The sequence below is a fragment of the Leclercia sp. AS011 genome (assembly GCF_037152535.1).
Lineage (GTDB): Bacteria > Pseudomonadota > Gammaproteobacteria > Enterobacterales > Enterobacteriaceae > Enterobacter.
The window spans coordinates 280,884-296,194 of record NZ_JBBCMA010000004.1 but is presented as its reverse complement, the minus strand read 5'-3'; the positions used below and the strand labels follow the sequence as shown (position 1 = coordinate 296,194).

14 protein-coding genes are annotated in these 15,311 nt (G+C 58.1%); 4 read left to right on the top strand and 10 right to left on the bottom strand.

What is annotated here, in order from left to right; genetic code table 11:
• Window positions 1-321: 321 nt before the first annotated feature.
• Complete coding sequence (locus tag WFO70_RS17505) at window positions 322-1,695, bottom strand: PTS transporter subunit EIIC (RefSeq protein ID WP_337017906.1); 1,374 nt, start codon at window positions 1,693-1,695, stop codon at window positions 322-324.
• A gap of 274 nt (window positions 1,696-1,969) precedes the next feature.
• On the opposite strand from WFO70_RS17505, the gene WFO70_RS17500 reads away from it, so the two are divergent.
• Window positions 1,970-3,169, top strand: a complete 1,200-nt coding sequence (locus WFO70_RS17500) for an enolase C-terminal domain-like protein (protein ID WP_337017904.1) — start codon at window positions 1,970-1,972, stop codon at window positions 3,167-3,169.
• Here the strand turns inward: WFO70_RS17500 and WFO70_RS17495 are convergent.
• The gene (locus WFO70_RS17495; protein ID WP_337017902.1) at window positions 3,157-3,876 is read right to left on the bottom strand and encodes a GntR family transcriptional regulator; all 720 of its coding nucleotides are present in this window, start codon (window positions 3,874-3,876) and stop codon (window positions 3,157-3,159) included. The two genes, WFO70_RS17500 and WFO70_RS17495, sit on opposite strands and share 13 nt — an antisense overlap.
• 201 nt (window positions 3,877-4,077) lie before the next feature.
• Between WFO70_RS17495 and WFO70_RS17490 the strand changes: the two genes are divergently transcribed.
• Window positions 4,078-4,698, top strand: a complete 621-nt coding sequence (locus tag WFO70_RS17490) for a hypothetical protein (RefSeq protein ID WP_337017900.1) — start codon at window positions 4,078-4,080, stop codon at window positions 4,696-4,698.
• A gap of 89 nt (window positions 4,699-4,787) precedes the next feature.
• Here the strand turns inward: WFO70_RS17490 and WFO70_RS17485 are convergent, their stop codons facing one another.
• On the bottom strand, window positions 4,788-5,627 hold the full coding sequence (locus tag WFO70_RS17485) for an alpha/beta hydrolase (RefSeq protein ID WP_442913396.1): 840 nt from the start codon (window positions 5,625-5,627) through the stop codon (window positions 4,788-4,790).
• A 188-nt stretch (window positions 5,628-5,815) separates the two neighbouring features.
• Here WFO70_RS17485 and WFO70_RS17480 point away from each other — a divergent pair, with 188 nt between their 5' ends.
• Entirely contained in the window at window positions 5,816-8,701 is a 2,886-nt protein-coding gene (locus WFO70_RS17480) for an autotransporter family protein (RefSeq protein ID WP_337017896.1), read from the top strand.
• Window positions 8,702-8,820: 119 nt separating this feature from the next.
• Window positions 8,821-9,450, top strand: coding sequence for a DUF2238 domain-containing protein (locus tag WFO70_RS17475; RefSeq protein ID WP_337017894.1), 630 nt, complete (start codon window positions 8,821-8,823; stop codon window positions 9,448-9,450).
• Here the strand turns inward: WFO70_RS17475 and cobT are convergent.
• The 7 genes from cobT to WFO70_RS17440 all read right to left on the bottom strand — a co-directional run bounded on the left by cobT (window position 9,440) and on the right by WFO70_RS17440 (window position 15,310).
• Window positions 9,440-10,489, bottom strand: a complete 1,050-nt coding sequence (cobT, locus tag WFO70_RS17470) for a nicotinate-nucleotide--dimethylbenzimidazole phosphoribosyltransferase (protein ID WP_337017892.1) — start codon at window positions 10,487-10,489, stop codon at window positions 9,440-9,442. The genes WFO70_RS17475 and cobT overlap by 11 nt on opposite strands.
• Before the next feature lie 11 nt (window positions 10,490-10,500).
• On the bottom strand, window positions 10,501-11,100 hold the full coding sequence (gene cobC, locus WFO70_RS17465) for an alpha-ribazole phosphatase (RefSeq protein WP_337017890.1): 600 nt from the start codon (window positions 11,098-11,100) through the stop codon (window positions 10,501-10,503).
• A gap of 2 nt (window positions 11,101-11,102) precedes the next feature.
• Complete coding sequence (cobS, locus tag WFO70_RS17460) at window positions 11,103-11,861, bottom strand: adenosylcobinamide-GDP ribazoletransferase (protein ID WP_337017888.1); 759 nt, start codon at window positions 11,859-11,861, stop codon at window positions 11,103-11,105.
• Entirely contained in the window at window positions 11,858-12,403 is a 546-nt protein-coding gene (gene cobU, locus WFO70_RS17455; RefSeq protein WP_337017887.1) for a bifunctional adenosylcobinamide kinase/adenosylcobinamide-phosphate guanylyltransferase, read from the bottom strand. Before cobU ends, cobS begins: the two co-directional genes overlap by 4 nt.
• Window positions 12,404-12,520: 117 nt before the next feature.
• Complete coding sequence (locus WFO70_RS17450; protein WP_337017885.1) at window positions 12,521-13,498, bottom strand: ABC transporter ATP-binding protein; 978 nt, start codon at window positions 13,496-13,498, stop codon at window positions 12,521-12,523.
• On the bottom strand, window positions 13,495-14,472 hold the full coding sequence (locus WFO70_RS17445; protein WP_337017883.1) for an ABC transporter ATP-binding protein: 978 nt from the start codon (window positions 14,470-14,472) through the stop codon (window positions 13,495-13,497). Before WFO70_RS17445 ends, WFO70_RS17450 begins: the two co-directional genes overlap by 4 nt.
• Window positions 14,465-15,310: an ABC transporter permease gene (locus WFO70_RS17440; protein ID WP_337017881.1), complete on the bottom strand. Its 846-nt coding sequence runs from the start codon at window positions 15,308-15,310 to the stop codon at window positions 14,465-14,467. Before WFO70_RS17440 ends, WFO70_RS17445 begins: the two co-directional genes overlap by 8 nt.
• Window position 15,311: the final 1 nt, after the last annotated feature.

Here is a 15,311-nt window from a genome sequence, read left to right as displayed (position 1 = left end):
TTGTCTGATAAATTGTTAAAGAGCAGTGCAACGCGGCTTTCGCTCACCGTTGCGAGGTGGCGTATATTACGCTTTCCTCTTTCAGAGTCAAGCGATTATTTCACGCTTTTCCCTGCTGACCCGGCGGCTTGTTTGCCGTTGTTCCGTGTCGATGGAGGCGCATTATAGGGAGTTCTCCGGAGCCCGCAACCCTTAAATGACAGAAAAATGACTGACTGCTGCATTCCCCAGCAAAACCCCTTCTTATACGCATTTGCCCACAGAGTTATCCACAATCGTGCTGATATTCCCTGCTACGCCACTTATTAGACGGGGTCAAAATCACTCTGCGGCCTGCTCTTTCTTCACCAGAATGGTGGTCAGCGTAAAGGAGAGCACCAGAGATATCGCCACGCCCGCCAGAGCAAAGACAAAGTACGGACCTATATAAGCAGGCAGACTGAAGATGCTCGACAGAATGTAGCCATAAAGACGCACGCCGAAGAAGGCAATAAAGGCTGACGCCAGCGAGCTGGCCACCGTGGCGGCGATAAACGCTTTCTTGTAGCGCGTCAGAACACCAAAGAGAGCCGGTTCGGTGATCCCCAGCAGTGCAGAGATGGCCGCCGACAGCGTAACGGTCTTCTCCTGACGGTCCCGGCTCAGACGCCAGATAGCAAATGTCGCCCCCGCAATCGCCATATTGGCCATAAACATCATCGGCATCAGCATGTCGTAGCCACGGTCGCTGAAGTTCTGCAGCGCAATCGGCGTCATCGCGTGATGCATACCGGTCAGGATCGCCACCGGACGGATCGCCCCGACGATAAGCCCGGCGAAGCTGGCCGACACGCCAAACAGTCCCTCTATAAAGAAGGCGAGTCCTTTACCCAGCCAGATGCCAATCGGGCCGATCACCACCAGCGCCGCCAGGGCACCTATAAAGAGGGTGAGCGTCGGCGTAAATACGGTTTTCAGGACATCCGGCATGATGCTGTCTACCCAGCGATGGATATAGCTCAATGCCAGCACCGAGAAGATCACCGGAATCACGCTCGAGGCATAGTTAAAGACGGAGACCGGGATCGCATTCATTAACCAGAGCGCACTGACCGCCCCTTCCTGATGTGTCGCCAGCGCTTTCGCGGCTTCTATTAAGGAGGGATACATCAGGCAGGCGGCAACCGCCGCGGCGAGATACTCATTAGTTTTGAAGATCTTCGCCGCCGACACGGCGAGGAAGAACGGCAGGAAATAGAAGACGCCGCTGGCAATCAGGTCGATCACCATGACGGTATCGCTTTTCGCCGACACCACCTTCAGCGCGATCAGCCCGGCGAGCAAGCCTTTTATCATCCCGGCACCGGCAATGGCCGGAACGATCGGACCAAAGACCCCTGAGACGGTATCCATAAAGAGGGAGACCAGGCTTTTACGTCCTTTTGTTACCGTCGGCGCGTTATCCGTCCCCTGACCGAGCACATTAAGCATTTGCTCATACCAGCTGTTCACCTTCGGCCCGATGATCACCTGAAACTGATCGCTTTGCAGCTGTGCGCCCAGCACGCCCGGCAGATTTTTAATCGCGGTCTGATCGACTTTATTATCGTCGATTAAATCAAACCGTAGCCGCGTCATACAGTGCCAGACTTTATTAATATTCCCCTGGCCGCCGACCAGACGAATAATATTATTGATGGCTTCTTGCGTCCCCATAAAGACTCCTGCCGGTATGGTTGTTGTTTTATTGATGCCACGAGAATAGATAAACCCACCTTACAAAACAAACCAATAAAATTTGATATCGCTCACACTTAGCCATCTAAAGAGCCATAAAACCGTCATCAATCCATAATTGGTATGGTTTTTAATTAAAATAGAATCAAATAACTGACCAAAATAAATAATAAAAAAACGGTTTACCGGCAAACATTTTTAGGGCGATGATATTCGTATTCCGTATTTCCACAGAGCCGCAAAGGAGTTTCTCGTGACGCCTGTGATTATCACTAATATCGAGTGTTTTATTACCCGCCCGGACCGTCATAACCTGGTGACCGTTCGCGTTACCACCGGACAAGGGCTCGTCGGACACGGTTGTGCCACTTTCCAGCAGCGCCCACTGGCGGTAAAAACCCTGGTGGATGAGTATCTCAAACCGCTGCTGATCGGCCGGGATGCCAATAACATCGAAGATCTGTGGCAAATGATGAACGTTAACGCCTACTGGCGTAACGGTCCGGCGATGAATAATGCGATTTCCGGTGTAGATATGGCCCTGTGGGATATAAAAGGGCAGCTGGCCGGAATGCCGCTGTACCAGCTGCTGGGCGGAAAATCCCGCGATGCGATCCCGGCTTACAGCCACGCCAGCGGCGAGACGCTGGAGGAACTCTTTGCCTCCGTCGATAAACTGGTGGCGCAAGGTTATCGTCATATCCGCTGTCAGCTGGGTTTTTACGGCGGCACACCCTCGGCGCTGCATTCCCCGGAGAACCCTACTCCGGGAGCCTGGTTCGATCAGCATGAATACATGGCCAATACCGTGGAGATGTTCCGCGCCCTGCGCGAAAAATATGGCTGGACGCTCCATTTCTTACACGATGTCCACGAGCGTCTGTTCCCGCAGCAGGCGGTGCAGCTGGCAAAACAGCTTGAGCCGTATCAGCCCTACTTTATTGAGGATATCCTGCCGCCACAGCAGAGCGCCTGGCTGGAGCAGGTTCGCCAGCAGAGCTGCGTGCCGCTGGCGATGGGTGAGCTCTTCAATAACCCGGCTGAATGGCACGACCTGATTGTGAATCGCCGCATCGACTTTATTCGCTGCCACATCTCGCAGATTGGCGGCATCACACCGGCGCTGAAGCTGGCGCATCTGTGTCAGGCCTTTGGGGTGCGCCTCGCCTGGCATGGCCCCGGTGATATGACCCCTATCGGCGTGGCGGTGAATACGCATCTGAACATTCACCTGCATAATGCGGCTATTCAGGAATTTATTCCGCGCTCGAGTGCCACCGACAGCGTGTTCCCCGGCGCGCCTGAGGCGAAGGACGGATTTGTCTATCCGCCGACGGCCCCTGGTATTGGCACCGGCTTTAATGAAGAGCTTGCCCTGGCGTATCCGTTGGTCTATCGCCCGCACGAGTGGACGCAAAGCCGCCTGCCGGACGGCACCCTTCATACGCCCTGATTTTGTCGCCAGGCTAAATTATCGCGGTTATAGGGGCTGACCCAGGTGCAGGTATAGTTGATATCAATAATATCGCTCACCTCGAATACCCGGCCCCCCTCCAGTATTCCACGATTATTAATATGCATTGCCGGGCTGCCTTTTTTGCAGCCCAGTATTACCGCCTGTTCGCGGCTGACGCTGACCGCCCGGTAGGTGGTCAGCATATGGGAAATATTCATCCCCTTACTTAATACATACTGCTGAATGGAACGCTCAATCGCCTGCTGATTAAGATCGGGGAAATCGGCGGCGGGCATGCTGGATACTTCCAGCTGTACGGGCTGGTCATCGACGTAGCGCAGACGGCAAAAGTGCCAGATAAAACTCTCTTCATCGATGCCGAAGATCTGCTGAGCCGCGCGATCGGGCCTCCTTTTATGCAGGCTGATCATCCGATAGCGCATCTGATCGAATCGCTTTTCCGTGATCGAGTTGTAGATCAGCGGATTATTACGCGCGTGCTCGTTAATCCAGATCCCCGACCCCTGCACGATCCGCACCACGCCAATACTGACCAGCTTTTCCAGCGCCTGGCGGATAGTAAAACGCGAGACGCCATACTCTTCGGCCAGCTGCCTTTCAGGAGGGAGTTTGCGTGGCCCCGCCGTGGTGTCCTGATAGATTTTGCTCAGCAGATCCTGGGTCACAAACTCTTTCTTTTTCATTGTTCGGTCCTGAAGTTACTCAACCATCGCTGCGTAATATAAGACTATCATTTTGCAAGAATTACCGGTCATCCATTCAAAAAAAGTCTGCTACGTTCTTAGGCGCAGAATTAGCATCAATCATCTTTCAAATCAGCGCATTAACTGCGTTGCGGTGGGCGTATAGTTGACGGCTATCAATAATAAAAGTGGAGAACAAATATGGCCGCCGTAGCTATGGATGTCATCAGTGGTGCCATTATTTCTGGCATCGAAAAGGCGCATGAAGATTATCAACGCATGTCTGGCGGGCTGTGGGTATGGACAGCCGCTGAGTATGTACTGACCACGTATATCGCAAAAGAACTTAGCGATATGCAGGGAGCAAAGTTTGTCACCGTTGAGAGTAACGGTCAAAGCTCGATGGATTACGCCGGGGCCATTGCTCCTGGACCAAAACCCAGCAAAGCCCGTTTAAGCGGACGTTTTGATATTTTACTGTGGTGGGGCAAAGCCCAGCCGCGTGCTGTGATAGAAGTGAAAAACCAGCCTGGTGGCCCGTCAGGCTGGTTCCATGATATCGAGCGAATTACCTCAGTACTCAGAATTGGACGTGAAAAGTCGTCGATTAAATTTGGGGCGTTTGCCTACTACTACTCTGCCGCTGACGGTGAATTGCTCAGTGCACCGCAAAAGGTGTTGAATAAATTTGAGCGAGTCAAAGCCTACGTCAGAGAAAACATTCCTGATAGCTACGTAGTCGAACAGGTTATTTCAGACATTCATGATGAAGGCCCTGAAGGTGCATGGGGCGCAGCGTGCTTAATCATCAAACATGTCTGACTAACTCATGAATGGCGAAAATCTTTAAAAGGCAGCATCTGCTGCCTTTTCGCTTGTTCCACATATTTTGCCCTCACTTTGTTCACCCCTCAGCAGGCAGGCAACCCCTGTGCCAGCAGTCGCGGCCAGACTGCCGCCCAGTCCGATCCATGCCCCATCCCGCTGACCACCTCCGTTTGCACACACCTTCCTCCCACCGCCTGTTGAAAACGGCGGGCGACCGCGGACGGCACGGTGGTGTCGGCTTCGCCGCTGTAGTGGATCTGCGGCAGGGCGCGCAGCGCGGAAGCACGATCGATGGCGCTCTCAGCGGCAGGCATCGGGGTGACCTGATGCAGGGCATTGACATACGCCACGTCGAGATTGCCGGCCACCGTGCGCAGGGAGCGCACATCATCCCGGCGCTCCGCCAGCAGCGCGGCGATATTGCCGCCGCCGGAGTAGCCCACCAAATCGAGCTTCACACCCGGATAACGCGCCACCATCTGGCTGAGCGCCTCGTTCATCGCGTCTATTACCGCGGGTGAGAAGCGATCCTGCGTCCAGATGTTGACGCGGCAGTTAGCCGGTAACGGCGGCCCGATAAACTGACAGGGCCGGGCAAGATATAACACGTTTGCCTGCGTATCCGCCCCAGCCAGCTTCAGGCCGGTCGGATTACGCGGCGTCGGATTATCCGAAGGGGTGGTGCGACTCTTCCAGGCAAAGCCATCCCCTTCGATGTAGACCCGCAGGGAATGCACCGGCGGCGTGATCCGATGCCAACCGATAATCGGGAAGGGATATGTGTCAAATTTTTTACTGGTCATACCACTTTCACTGGCGATTTTTTGTGCAGCACTATGTGGATCGGCAGAAATACACCCCACCAATAATAAAGATAAATTTATCAGTACTGTTCCCTGCAAAAAGTGAGGATATATCCTCATACCGCACCAGCCTTAACTCAAATTATCAACATAAGCCAAAATGTGGAATGAATTCAGCCGGAAATAATTAAGCGTCGCTTATTGTTTTCGGCAACAAATTGTATATTCTGCGCCCGAAGATATCGGATTAATCCGAAGAAATCACAACTGCATTTTGCACAAACATCGCAACTTTATGATGGTACACCATGGAAAAGAAACGTCTTAGCCAGCTGATCTCTCTGCTGGTGGCCTCCACGACCGCCCAGGCCTACGCCACATCGCCTGAATTAATTATTGATACCCCGACAAGCAACGTGCAGATCGCCGACGCCAAAGAGTTAGTGCATATCACCCAGAATGGGTTTGTGACTGGCATGCCAGTTTCAGCCTTGACGGTAAATGCGGGGGTGACTGTAACGACGCTTACCAATGATGGCGTTATTAACGACCAGAGTGGTATGCCTTTATTTTTAAGTAACAATATTGTTCAGATAGATGGAACAGTCGATCAGCTTAATAATAACGGTACCATTGCCAGCGTTAATGAATACCAGATTAACAGCATGCTTGCGGTGGGTGCTTCGGGGGTGGTTAATACCTTAACCAACACCGGCACTATTAAGGGAAATTCGAACAATTACTATAGCGGTAATTACAATACCGGCACGCTTAACAATGCCGGGACAATTCATACCTTAAACAATACCGTTGATGGCAAGATCCTGGGTTCCCTCGGCATCAGCAATCAGGGGACCATTGATAACTTACTCAATGCGGGCCTTGTCGGCACCACGGATGCTGATAATAACAACTATATTGGCCAAAACGGTGCCATCTTTAACAGTGGTACGATTGGCACGTTGCACAATACCGGGTCGATTGACGGGGGGGCATCCGATAATTATGGCCGTTCCGGGATCTATAACCAGGGCACCCTTAATGCCCTCGTCAACGATAATAAGATCAATGGCAGCTTCGCCGGTATCGTTAACTATGGCACCGTCGGATCCATTGAAAATAACGGCCAAATTAGCGGCAATTACGTCGCAATCTACAGCTATGGCCCCCTTGGCTCGATCGTTAACAATGGTCTGTTAACCGGCGGCTATTATGCCCTGATGGTCGGTAGCAACAGCAGCGATGGCGTAACCCTGACCAACACGGGCGATATTGCCGGTGATATTTACGCCTTAAACGCAACAAAATTGATCGTCAATGGCGGCACTACCACCACGGGCACGCTGAGCGGCATCGACGGCGCGACTGGCACTATTATGGGCTCCGACGTGGTATTCAACACCGGCTCGCTGCTGCTGAACGATAATATCGTTACCAGCATGCCTGAATACGGCCTGATGTCACTGCAGATGAGCGATGAAAGGCCGGTATCAAACGGCAGCGTAGTGAACGAAGCAGCCTCCCTGCAGGTGAACAACAGCATTAATATCGCCGGGGATTACCATCAGAAAGCCGCTGCGACGCTGATCTCCGGCGTCTCCGATCTGGCGGTGGCGGGCGGCGACCTGGTTGCCGATTCCGGCTATGGCCGCCTCAACGTCAGCGGCAATGCCATCATCGATGCGGGTTCCAGCGTCAAGCTGCTGCGCACCGGCAGCACTTACCAGTTTGCCGAAGGCCAGCGTTATGTGGTGATCAATGCCGCAGGCGCTGATACCGATTACCACGCCGACCAGCTGAACTACAAAGCCCTCGGCTACCGCGGTACGGTGAATGGCTCCGTTTACGACGTCGCTGACAGCAAGGCCCTGGTGTTAACTCTGGGCGCAGAGCCGGTGATCATCGAGCCGGTAGAGCCTCAGCCTGAACCAACGCCAGAGGTCACCCCGCCGGTTGTGGCGGAGCCTGACGTCACTACCCCGGTCGTCACGGTGCCAACGCCGCCGACGCAGCCTGCGCCAGCGGAACCCGCCCCTGTTCAGCCGACCAAACGGGGTTATGCCACCATCCCGAGCGCTACGGCGTCACTCGGCGGACTGGCGCACTACTCCGGTATCGCCTCCCCGGAGCTGTTGAATCTGTATAACGCCTCTCTGGCGATTGAAGGTAAGCAGGAAGCAAACCGCGCTGGCGAGCGTCTCTCCACCAGCCAGAACCTCAACACCAGCTCCGCGGCCACCGTGGCGACCTCTACCGCTCAGGCCGTAGTGGGTGCTCACATTGATGCCGTACGTAATCCGCAGGCCTCTGGCACCAGCGGCGTGGCAACCGGCGATGATTACGCTAACAACTGGATCGTCTGGGGTCAGCCGTTCGGCGGGTATGCTCGCCAGGACAGCACCGACAACGTCAGCGGCTATACCGCGAAGTTTGGCGGTCTGATCATCGGTGCCGACCGCGCGTTGGGTGATGACTGGCGTCTGGGCGCCGCCCTGAACTACAGCAACACCTCCGTACACGGGAAAGACAACCTGAGCGGCAACAACTCCACCGCCGATAACTACGGGGTGATTGGTTACGCGGGTTACACCGGTAATCCGTGGTACCTGAACCTCTCTGCGGGTCTGAACCGTCAGAACTACAGCTCCGTGCGTCGGGCTGATTTCACCGGCTTCTCAGGTGCTGCCCACGGCAAGTTCAACGGTCACTCCATCACCCTGCAAAGCGAGCTTGGCTATCCGATCGCCCTGCCGGCTGACGTGGTCCTGACCCCGCTGGCGGGCCTGACCTACGGCTATCAGCATGTAGAGGGTTACAGCGAAACCGGCGGCAACGGCATGGCGCTGGATGTCAGCAGCACCCACGCGCAGTCTGTGGTGAGCGATATCGGTGCCCGCATCGAGAAGAGCTTCGCCACCGGCCTGGGTAACCTGACGCCGTTCGCCCAGGTATCCTGGATCCATCAGTACGATAACCGTCAGGTCAGCAGCCATGCGACCTACGCCGCCGATGCCATCGGTGAAACCAGCTTTATCACCAAAGGAGCCTCTCCGGTGGAAGATATGGCGGGCGTGGCGGTGGGGACTACCCTGTATGACGCCAACGATCTGAGCCTCGACGCGCGTTATGACCTGCAGGCCGGTGAGCGCTACCAGGCGCACACCTTCAGTCTGCGTTTACGCAAGTCGTTCTGATTGTTGTGAACGATCAACGGGGCCGCGAATGGCCCCGTTTTTTTATGCTCAGCCGCCAGACATTGTATTTTTCACCGCGTCGGTCAATAGTGTCTGTTTTTACTCAACAGTTAACTCACATGACGCAAACTGCACTCTCCTCTGGATTAAAGGTCGGCGCGCTGCTTTTACTGCTGATCCTGATTTATACCGGCCTGTCGACCGCGGACCGCACCACCTGGCTGATGGAGGTGACGCCGGTCATTATCATTGTGCCGCTGCTGCTTGCCACCCAACGACGCTACCCGCTGACTCCCCTGCTCTACACGCTGATCTTCTGGCACGCCATCATCCTGATGGTGGGCGGGATGTACACCTACGCCAAAGTGCCCATCGGCTTTGACGTTCAGGAGATGTTCCATCTGAGCCGCAACCCTTACGACAAGCTGGGCCACTTTTTCCAGGGGCTGGTGCCTGCCCTGGCAGCCCGGGAGATCCTGGTGCGCGGCGGCTACGTCACGGGCCGCAGGATGACGGCCTTTGTGGTGTGCTGTATTGCGCTGGCGATCAGCGCCACCTACGAGCTGATCGAGTGGTGGGCGGCGCTGGCAATGGGCCAGGGCGCGGATGATTTCCTCGGCACGCAGGGCGATCCCTGGGATACGCAGTCCGATATGTTCTGCGCCCTGCTCGGCGCGCTCACCACGGTGCTGCTTCTCGGACGACCCCATCAGCGCCAGCTGGGACGCCTGCGCCAGATTACGCTTTAAGAGCGATCCCGCTCTCTGCCAGGACGCCCATCTGGCAATACATCGCCCCGGCGGCGCTGACGATCGACATCGCCAGTGCCGCCCCGCTCCCCTCGCCCAGACGCAGATCGAGATACAGATACGGGGTTAAGCCGAGGCAGTCCAGCGCCCGCCGGGAACCCTTTTCCGCCGAGAAATGCGACGGGATGCAGTAGCTTTTCACCTCTGGCGCCAGCTGACAGGCGGCCATCGCCGCGGCATAGGAGAGAAAACCGTCCAGCACCACCGGCAGTCCGCACGCTCCCGCGCCGAGGATCACCCCGGTCATGCCCACCAGATCGTAACCCCCCACTTTCGCCAGCACGTCGAGGGCATCGGCGGGATCCGGCTGATTGACGGCAATCGCCTGACGGACAATCGCCTCTTTATGCTGGATCCGATCCGCCGGCAGGTTAGCGCCGATCCCCACCACCTCGTGTGGATCGCAGCCGCTGAGCACGCTGATGATCGCCGAGGCGGGCGTGGTGTTGGCAATACCCAGCTCGCCGGTGCCAAACACCGCGATTCCCTCTGCGGCGCGCTGTTGTACCAGCCGGGCACTGCGCAGCAGCAGAAGCTCAGCATCGGCACGGCTCATCGCCGGGCCACGGGCGATGTTGCCGCTGCCGCGCCCTACCTTCAGGCTCAGCATGGTCTCGATGGGCGCGCAGTCGATGCCGATATCCACCGGTAGCACGGTCGCGCCGTTGTTTTTCGCCAGCACGCAGACCCCGGAGGTGCCTTTCAGCATATTCAGCGCCTGCAGGTGCGTCACCTGCTGCGGGCTGATGGCGATCCCCTCTTCGTAGACGCCGTGATCGGCGCACATCACGATAATCTCTTTTTGCAGATCGTCGAGCCGGGTTAATCCCCGCATCCCCGCCAGCTGGATCGCCAGGGTTTCCAGCCGTCCCAGGCTGTTGAGCGGCTTCACCAGGCCATCAATATGCTGCGCCGCCTGCGCCTGTTTTTGCTCATCCAGCGGCTGAATAGCGGCCAGCAATTCTTGTATTGTTTGCATCGGGGGGGTTCTCACTCTTCTTCCCGGAAAGGGCTCCGGTCGTTAAAGGCGCGTAACAGCATAAATCCGCCGCGATTTTCTACCATCGTGTAAGCATCCTGCTTAAAGGGGAAGTGCCACAGGGAGTCTGTCGGCATCTTTAACCAGTGGGCCAGCAGCAGGCTGAGTACCCCCTGGTGCGCGACGATCAGCATATCGCCCGGCTCCTGGCGCAGGGCTAACTCGTCGGCCACGGCCTTCACCCGCCCGGCAAAGTGCGGGAAGGGCTCACCGCCGCTGGGGGTGGCGTTTTGCCAGTCATCCAGCCAGGTCTGCCAGGCTTCGGGCTCCTCTTCAGCAATACTGCTGAAATGCCGCATCTCCCAGCGGCCAAAGTCCATCTCGTTGAGCCGCGCATCGCACCCGGTCACCGGGACGATCAATTCCGCAGTCTGCTGCGCGCGCAGCAGCTGGCTGGATATCGCCTCGCTGAAAGATACCTCCGCCAGCAGACCGCCCACCCGCGTGCTTTGCTCAATCCCCAACGGGGTCAGGGGCACATCAGTGCTGCCGTAAAACAGGCCGCTGGCGTTGGCCGCGGTTTGTCCGTGACGAACCAGAAAAAATCGCATGTTCAGACCCAGAAGAGTGCCAGCAGAAAGACGATCTCCGCGGTTTCGGCCAGCGCGCCCAGGGTATCCCCGGTCTGGCCGCCGAGACGACGGCGAAGATAGTGCACCAGGCCATAGATCACGGCGTAAGTGACCAGCATCGCCGCCAGGCCGTGCAGTCCGCCGATCAGCCCCACCGCCAGCGCCCCGCCCAGCAGGGTGAGCGCCGCATGACGGAAGCTCACCTGACCGATATAGAGGCTACCCATCCCTTCCCCTTCGCGGGCATAGCGCTGACCATACATCCCCAGCACCAGCGCGGCGCGTCCGGCAATGGGGGCGCACACCAGCAGCGCGAACCACTCTTTGGCAGGAAGATGCCCCAGTCCAGTCACGGCCAGGACTTTCAGCAGAATGGCGAACACCAGCGCCAGGCCGCCGAAGGTGCCCAGCCGACTGTCCTTCATGATCTCCAGCATCCGCTCCCGGCTGCGGGCCGAGAAGATGCCGTCGCAGGTGTCGGCCAGCCCGTCCAGATGAAAACCGCCGGTGAGCAGCACCAGCGCCAGCACGTAGGCCGCCGCGCCAATATAAATCCCGCCGCCGGTCTGGCTCACCACCAGCGCCAGCAGTCCGGCCAGCGCGCCAATCATCGCGCCAACCAGCACAAACCACGGCACCCCGCGGGCCAGCTGGCGGAACTCCACCCCATCGGCCCATTTTTCCGGCACCGGAATACGGGACATCAGGCGCAGCGTCGCCCATAACATCGCTAAGCTCATTTAATTTTGACTCCAATCCCGGAGACCACCAGCCAGACCTCTTCTGCCGCCTGGGCCAGCTTCTGATTTGCCCGCCCGGCGATATCGACGAAATGCCGCGCCAGACGGTTTTCTGGGGTAATGCTCATCCCCAGCTCGTTGGTTACGATGTACACCGGGGCGCGGGTCGCCAGACAGGCGGCGATCAGGTCGTCGATCTGCTGCTGCAATGCCACCTCCAGCGCCGTAAAGTCCAGGGTGTCGGGATCGGCCCCGCCCGAGGCGTCGTACAGCAGATTTGCCAGCAGAGTGGTGATGCACTCGATCACTACCGCTTCGCCGGGTTGAACCTGCTGGTGGAGAACGGCCCCCAGATCGCGATAGCGCTCCAGGGTGCGCCAGTGGGCGGGCCGCTGGGCACGGTGTCGGGCAATGCGCGCCGCCATCTCCTCGTCGGTGACGGTGGAGGTGGCGATATATAACACCTGTGAATAGTGGCGGGCGACCAGCCCCTCAACGTGGGCGCTCTTACCGCTGCGCGCCCCTCCGGTCACGACAATCATTCCTTGCACTCCTGATAAAAAATGCGTCCCCCCACGGCGCTGCGCTTGCTCGGGCCTACGGGTTTTGTAGGTCGGGTGAGGCAAAGCCGCCACCCGGCGGATATTGGCACATTACCCTCAAACCTTAAACAACCAACAGGCCGTAAAGTGGCCGGGAGCGATCTCCTGCATCGCAGGGGTTTCGCGTCGGCATACCGGCATCACGTGCGGGCAGCGGCTGCAGAACTTACAGCCCGGCAGCACCGAGGTCGGGCCGGGGATCTCTCCGCGCAGGGTCGCCTGCTCCAGATTGCGGATCCGCGGATCGGGCTGCGGCACCGAGGCTAACAGGGCCCGGGTATAGGGGTGGGCCGGATGCTGATACAGCGTGTCGGAGGGGGCCACCTCTACCAGCTTGCCGAGGTACATCACCCCGATGCGGGTCGAGATATGGCGCACCATCGACAGATCGTGGGCGATAAACAGGTAGGTCAGCCCCAGCTCCTGCTGCAGATCCTGCAGGATATTCACCACCTGCGCCTGCACCGAGACGTCCAGCGCCGACAGCGGCTCATCGCACAGCACAAACTCCGGACGTACCGACAGCGCCCGGGCAATGCTGATGCGCTGGCGCTGGCCGCCGCTGAACTCGTGCGGGAAGCGCTGAAGATGTTCCTGCTTGAGCCCCACTTTATAGAGCAGGGTGTCGGTACGCTCCCGCTGCTCCTCCCGGCTGTAGCCGTGGATCTGCATCGGCTCCGCCACCAGCTGCTGGACGGTCATCCCCGGGTTCAGCGACGAGTAGGGATCCTGGAAAATCGCCTGCATCCGCTTGCGCAGCGGCTTGAGCTGCTTTTCGCCGGCCTGGGCGATTGCCTGCCCGGCAAAATCTATCTCGCCGGAAGTGATATCAAACAGCCGCAGAATGGCGCGCCCGAGGGTCGATTTGCCGCAGCCGGATTCGCCCACCAGGCCAAAGGTCTCGCCCTGCCGGATATCAAAGCTGACGCCGTCCACCGCTCTCACCGCCACCCCTTTGCGCAGCAGGCCGCCGTTGAGAGTGAAGTGTTTATGCAGGTCCCGCACGCTGACCAGGGGGGAATGTTGTTCGCTCATGCCTGAACCTCCTTCTCGGCCAGCAGCCAGCAGGCCGCGCGATGTCCCGGATCGGGATGATAAAACGGCGGCTGACGCTCGCACTGCGGCATCCGCTGCGGGCAGCGTTCGGCAAACGGACAGCCCGGAGGCGGATTGAGCAGCCCCGGGGGCGATCCTTCGATGGGCGACAGGCGATGGCTGGTCTGCTCCGGGTGCGGCAGGGAGGCCAGCAGCCCCTGGGTGTAAGGGTGCGCCGGACGATAAAAGATATCCTCCACGCTGCCCTCCTCCATCACCAGCCCGCCGTACATCACCACCACCCGGCTGCATACCTGGGCTACGACCCCAAGATCGTGGGTGATCAGCAGGATGGCGGTGTGGGTTTTCTGCTGCAAACTTTTCAACAATCGCAGGATCTGCGCCTGAATGGTGACGTCCAGCGCGGTGGTGGGTTCATCGGCAATCAGCAGTTGCGGATCGCAGGAGAGCGCGATGGCGATCATTACCCGCTGGCGCATGCCGCCGCTGAACTCGTGCGGGTACTGATCGTAGCGGCGCTCCGCTTCGGCAATGCCCACCTGCTCCAGCATGGCGATGCTCGCCGCGCGGGCCGCTTTTTTGTTCAGGCCTTTATTGCGCATCAGGATCTCGGCCATCTGCCTGCCGATGGTCACCACCGGGTTGAGCGCGGTCATCGGATCCTGAAAAATCATCGCGATCTGGTTCCCGCGAATGGCGCGCATCTGCTCCGGGGTTTTCTGCGCCAGATCGTCATTGTCGAAACGGATCTGCCCCCCGGTGATGCGCCCGTTGCTGCCCAGCAGCTGGATAATCGATTTGCAGGTGACGCTCTTGCCGCAGCCGGACTCCCCGACAATGCCCACCAGCTCCCCCGGCTTAACGTGAAAGCTCACCCCGCGCACCGCGTGGACATCGCCATCCCGGGTGCGGAAGGTGGTTTGCAGGTTGTCGAGTTCAAGTAAGTTATTCATCGCGGTTTGCTCCCGGCTCAAAGGCGGTGCGGAACACGTCGCCTAACACGTTAAAACTGAATACCGTCAGCAGGATCAGAATGCCGGGGAACATCGCCAGCCAGGAGGCCTCGCCAATATACGACTGGGCGTTGTTGAGCATACTGCCCCAGGAGGCGGCAGGTGCCTGTACCCCGAGCCCGAGGAAGCTCAGAGTCGACTCCATCAGAATGGCCGAGGCGATATTCAGGGTGGCGGCGACGATAATGGTCGGCAGCACGCCGGGGATAATATGCCGCAGGATAATCCGCAGGGGATGCTCCCCGGAGGCGCGGGCATAAAGCACATACTCGCGCTCTTTAACGGACAGGGTTTCGGCACGCACCAGCCGGGACATGTTCATCCACGTCAGCAGGCTGATGATCAAGATGATGTTATCCACGCCTGGCTTCAGGTAAGCGTTGAGCACCAGCAGCAGGAAGAAGGCCGGGATCGCCATCAGGATATCCACCGCGCGCATCATCAGGTTATCCAGCCAGCCGCCGAAGTAGCCGCTCACCGTGCCGACCAGAGTGCCGATCAGGGTTGAAAAAAGCATCGCCAGACAACCCACCATCAGCGAGATCTGCCCGCCGTACAGGGCGCGGGTGAAATAGTCGCGTCCATACTCGTCGGTACCGAACCAGTGGGCACTATCGGGCGGCAGGGTGCGCGCGCCCAGCGACATCTGATCCGGATCGTAAGGACTTAGCCCCGCACAGAGCGCGGCGACGACAAAAATAAAGAGGACAAATAACGAGAACTGCGCCGGACGATTGCGGCGCAGCTGGTGACGAACCTGTTGCCAGCGTCTGCTCATC

Excerpts from the sequence above, each read along its gene's own strand:
- WFO70_RS17505 (WP_337017906.1), bottom strand. The coding sequence starts at position 1,695 with ATGGGGACGCAAGAAGCCATCAATAATATTATTCGTCTGGTCGGCGGC.
- WFO70_RS17495 (WP_337017902.1), bottom strand. The coding sequence starts at position 3,876 with ATGAAAAAGAAAGAGTTTGTGACCCAGGATCTGCTGAGCAAAATCTAT.
- WFO70_RS17490 (WP_337017900.1), top strand. The coding sequence starts at position 4,078 with ATGGCCGCCGTAGCTATGGATGTCATCAGTGGTGCCATTATTTCTGGC.
- WFO70_RS17485 (WP_442913396.1), bottom strand. The coding sequence starts at position 5,627 with ATGAGGATATATCCTCACTTTTTGCAGGGAACAGTACTGATAAATTTA.
- WFO70_RS17480 (WP_337017896.1), top strand. The coding sequence starts at position 5,816 with ATGGAAAAGAAACGTCTTAGCCAGCTGATCTCTCTGCTGGTGGCCTCC.
- WFO70_RS17475 (WP_337017894.1), top strand. The coding sequence starts at position 8,821 with ATGACGCAAACTGCACTCTCCTCTGGATTAAAGGTCGGCGCGCTGCTT.
- cobT (WP_337017892.1), bottom strand. The coding sequence starts at position 10,489 with ATGCAAACAATACAAGAATTGCTGGCCGCTATTCAGCCGCTGGATGAG.
- cobC (WP_337017890.1), bottom strand. The coding sequence starts at position 11,100 with ATGCGATTTTTTCTGGTTCGTCACGGACAAACCGCGGCCAACGCCAGC.
- cobS (WP_337017888.1), bottom strand. The coding sequence starts at position 11,861 with ATGAGCTTAGCGATGTTATGGGCGACGCTGCGCCTGATGTCCCGTATT.
- cobU (WP_337017887.1), bottom strand. The coding sequence starts at position 12,403 with ATGATTGTCGTGACCGGAGGGGCGCGCAGCGGTAAGAGCGCCCACGTT.
- WFO70_RS17450 (WP_337017885.1), bottom strand. The coding sequence starts at position 13,498 with ATGAGCGAACAACATTCCCCCCTGGTCAGCGTGCGGGACCTGCATAAA.
- WFO70_RS17445 (WP_337017883.1), bottom strand. The coding sequence starts at position 14,472 with ATGAATAACTTACTTGAACTCGACAACCTGCAAACCACCTTCCGCACC.
- WFO70_RS17440 (WP_337017881.1), bottom strand. The coding sequence starts at position 15,310 with ATGAGCAGACGCTGGCAACAGGTTCGTCACCAGCTGCGCCGCAATCGT.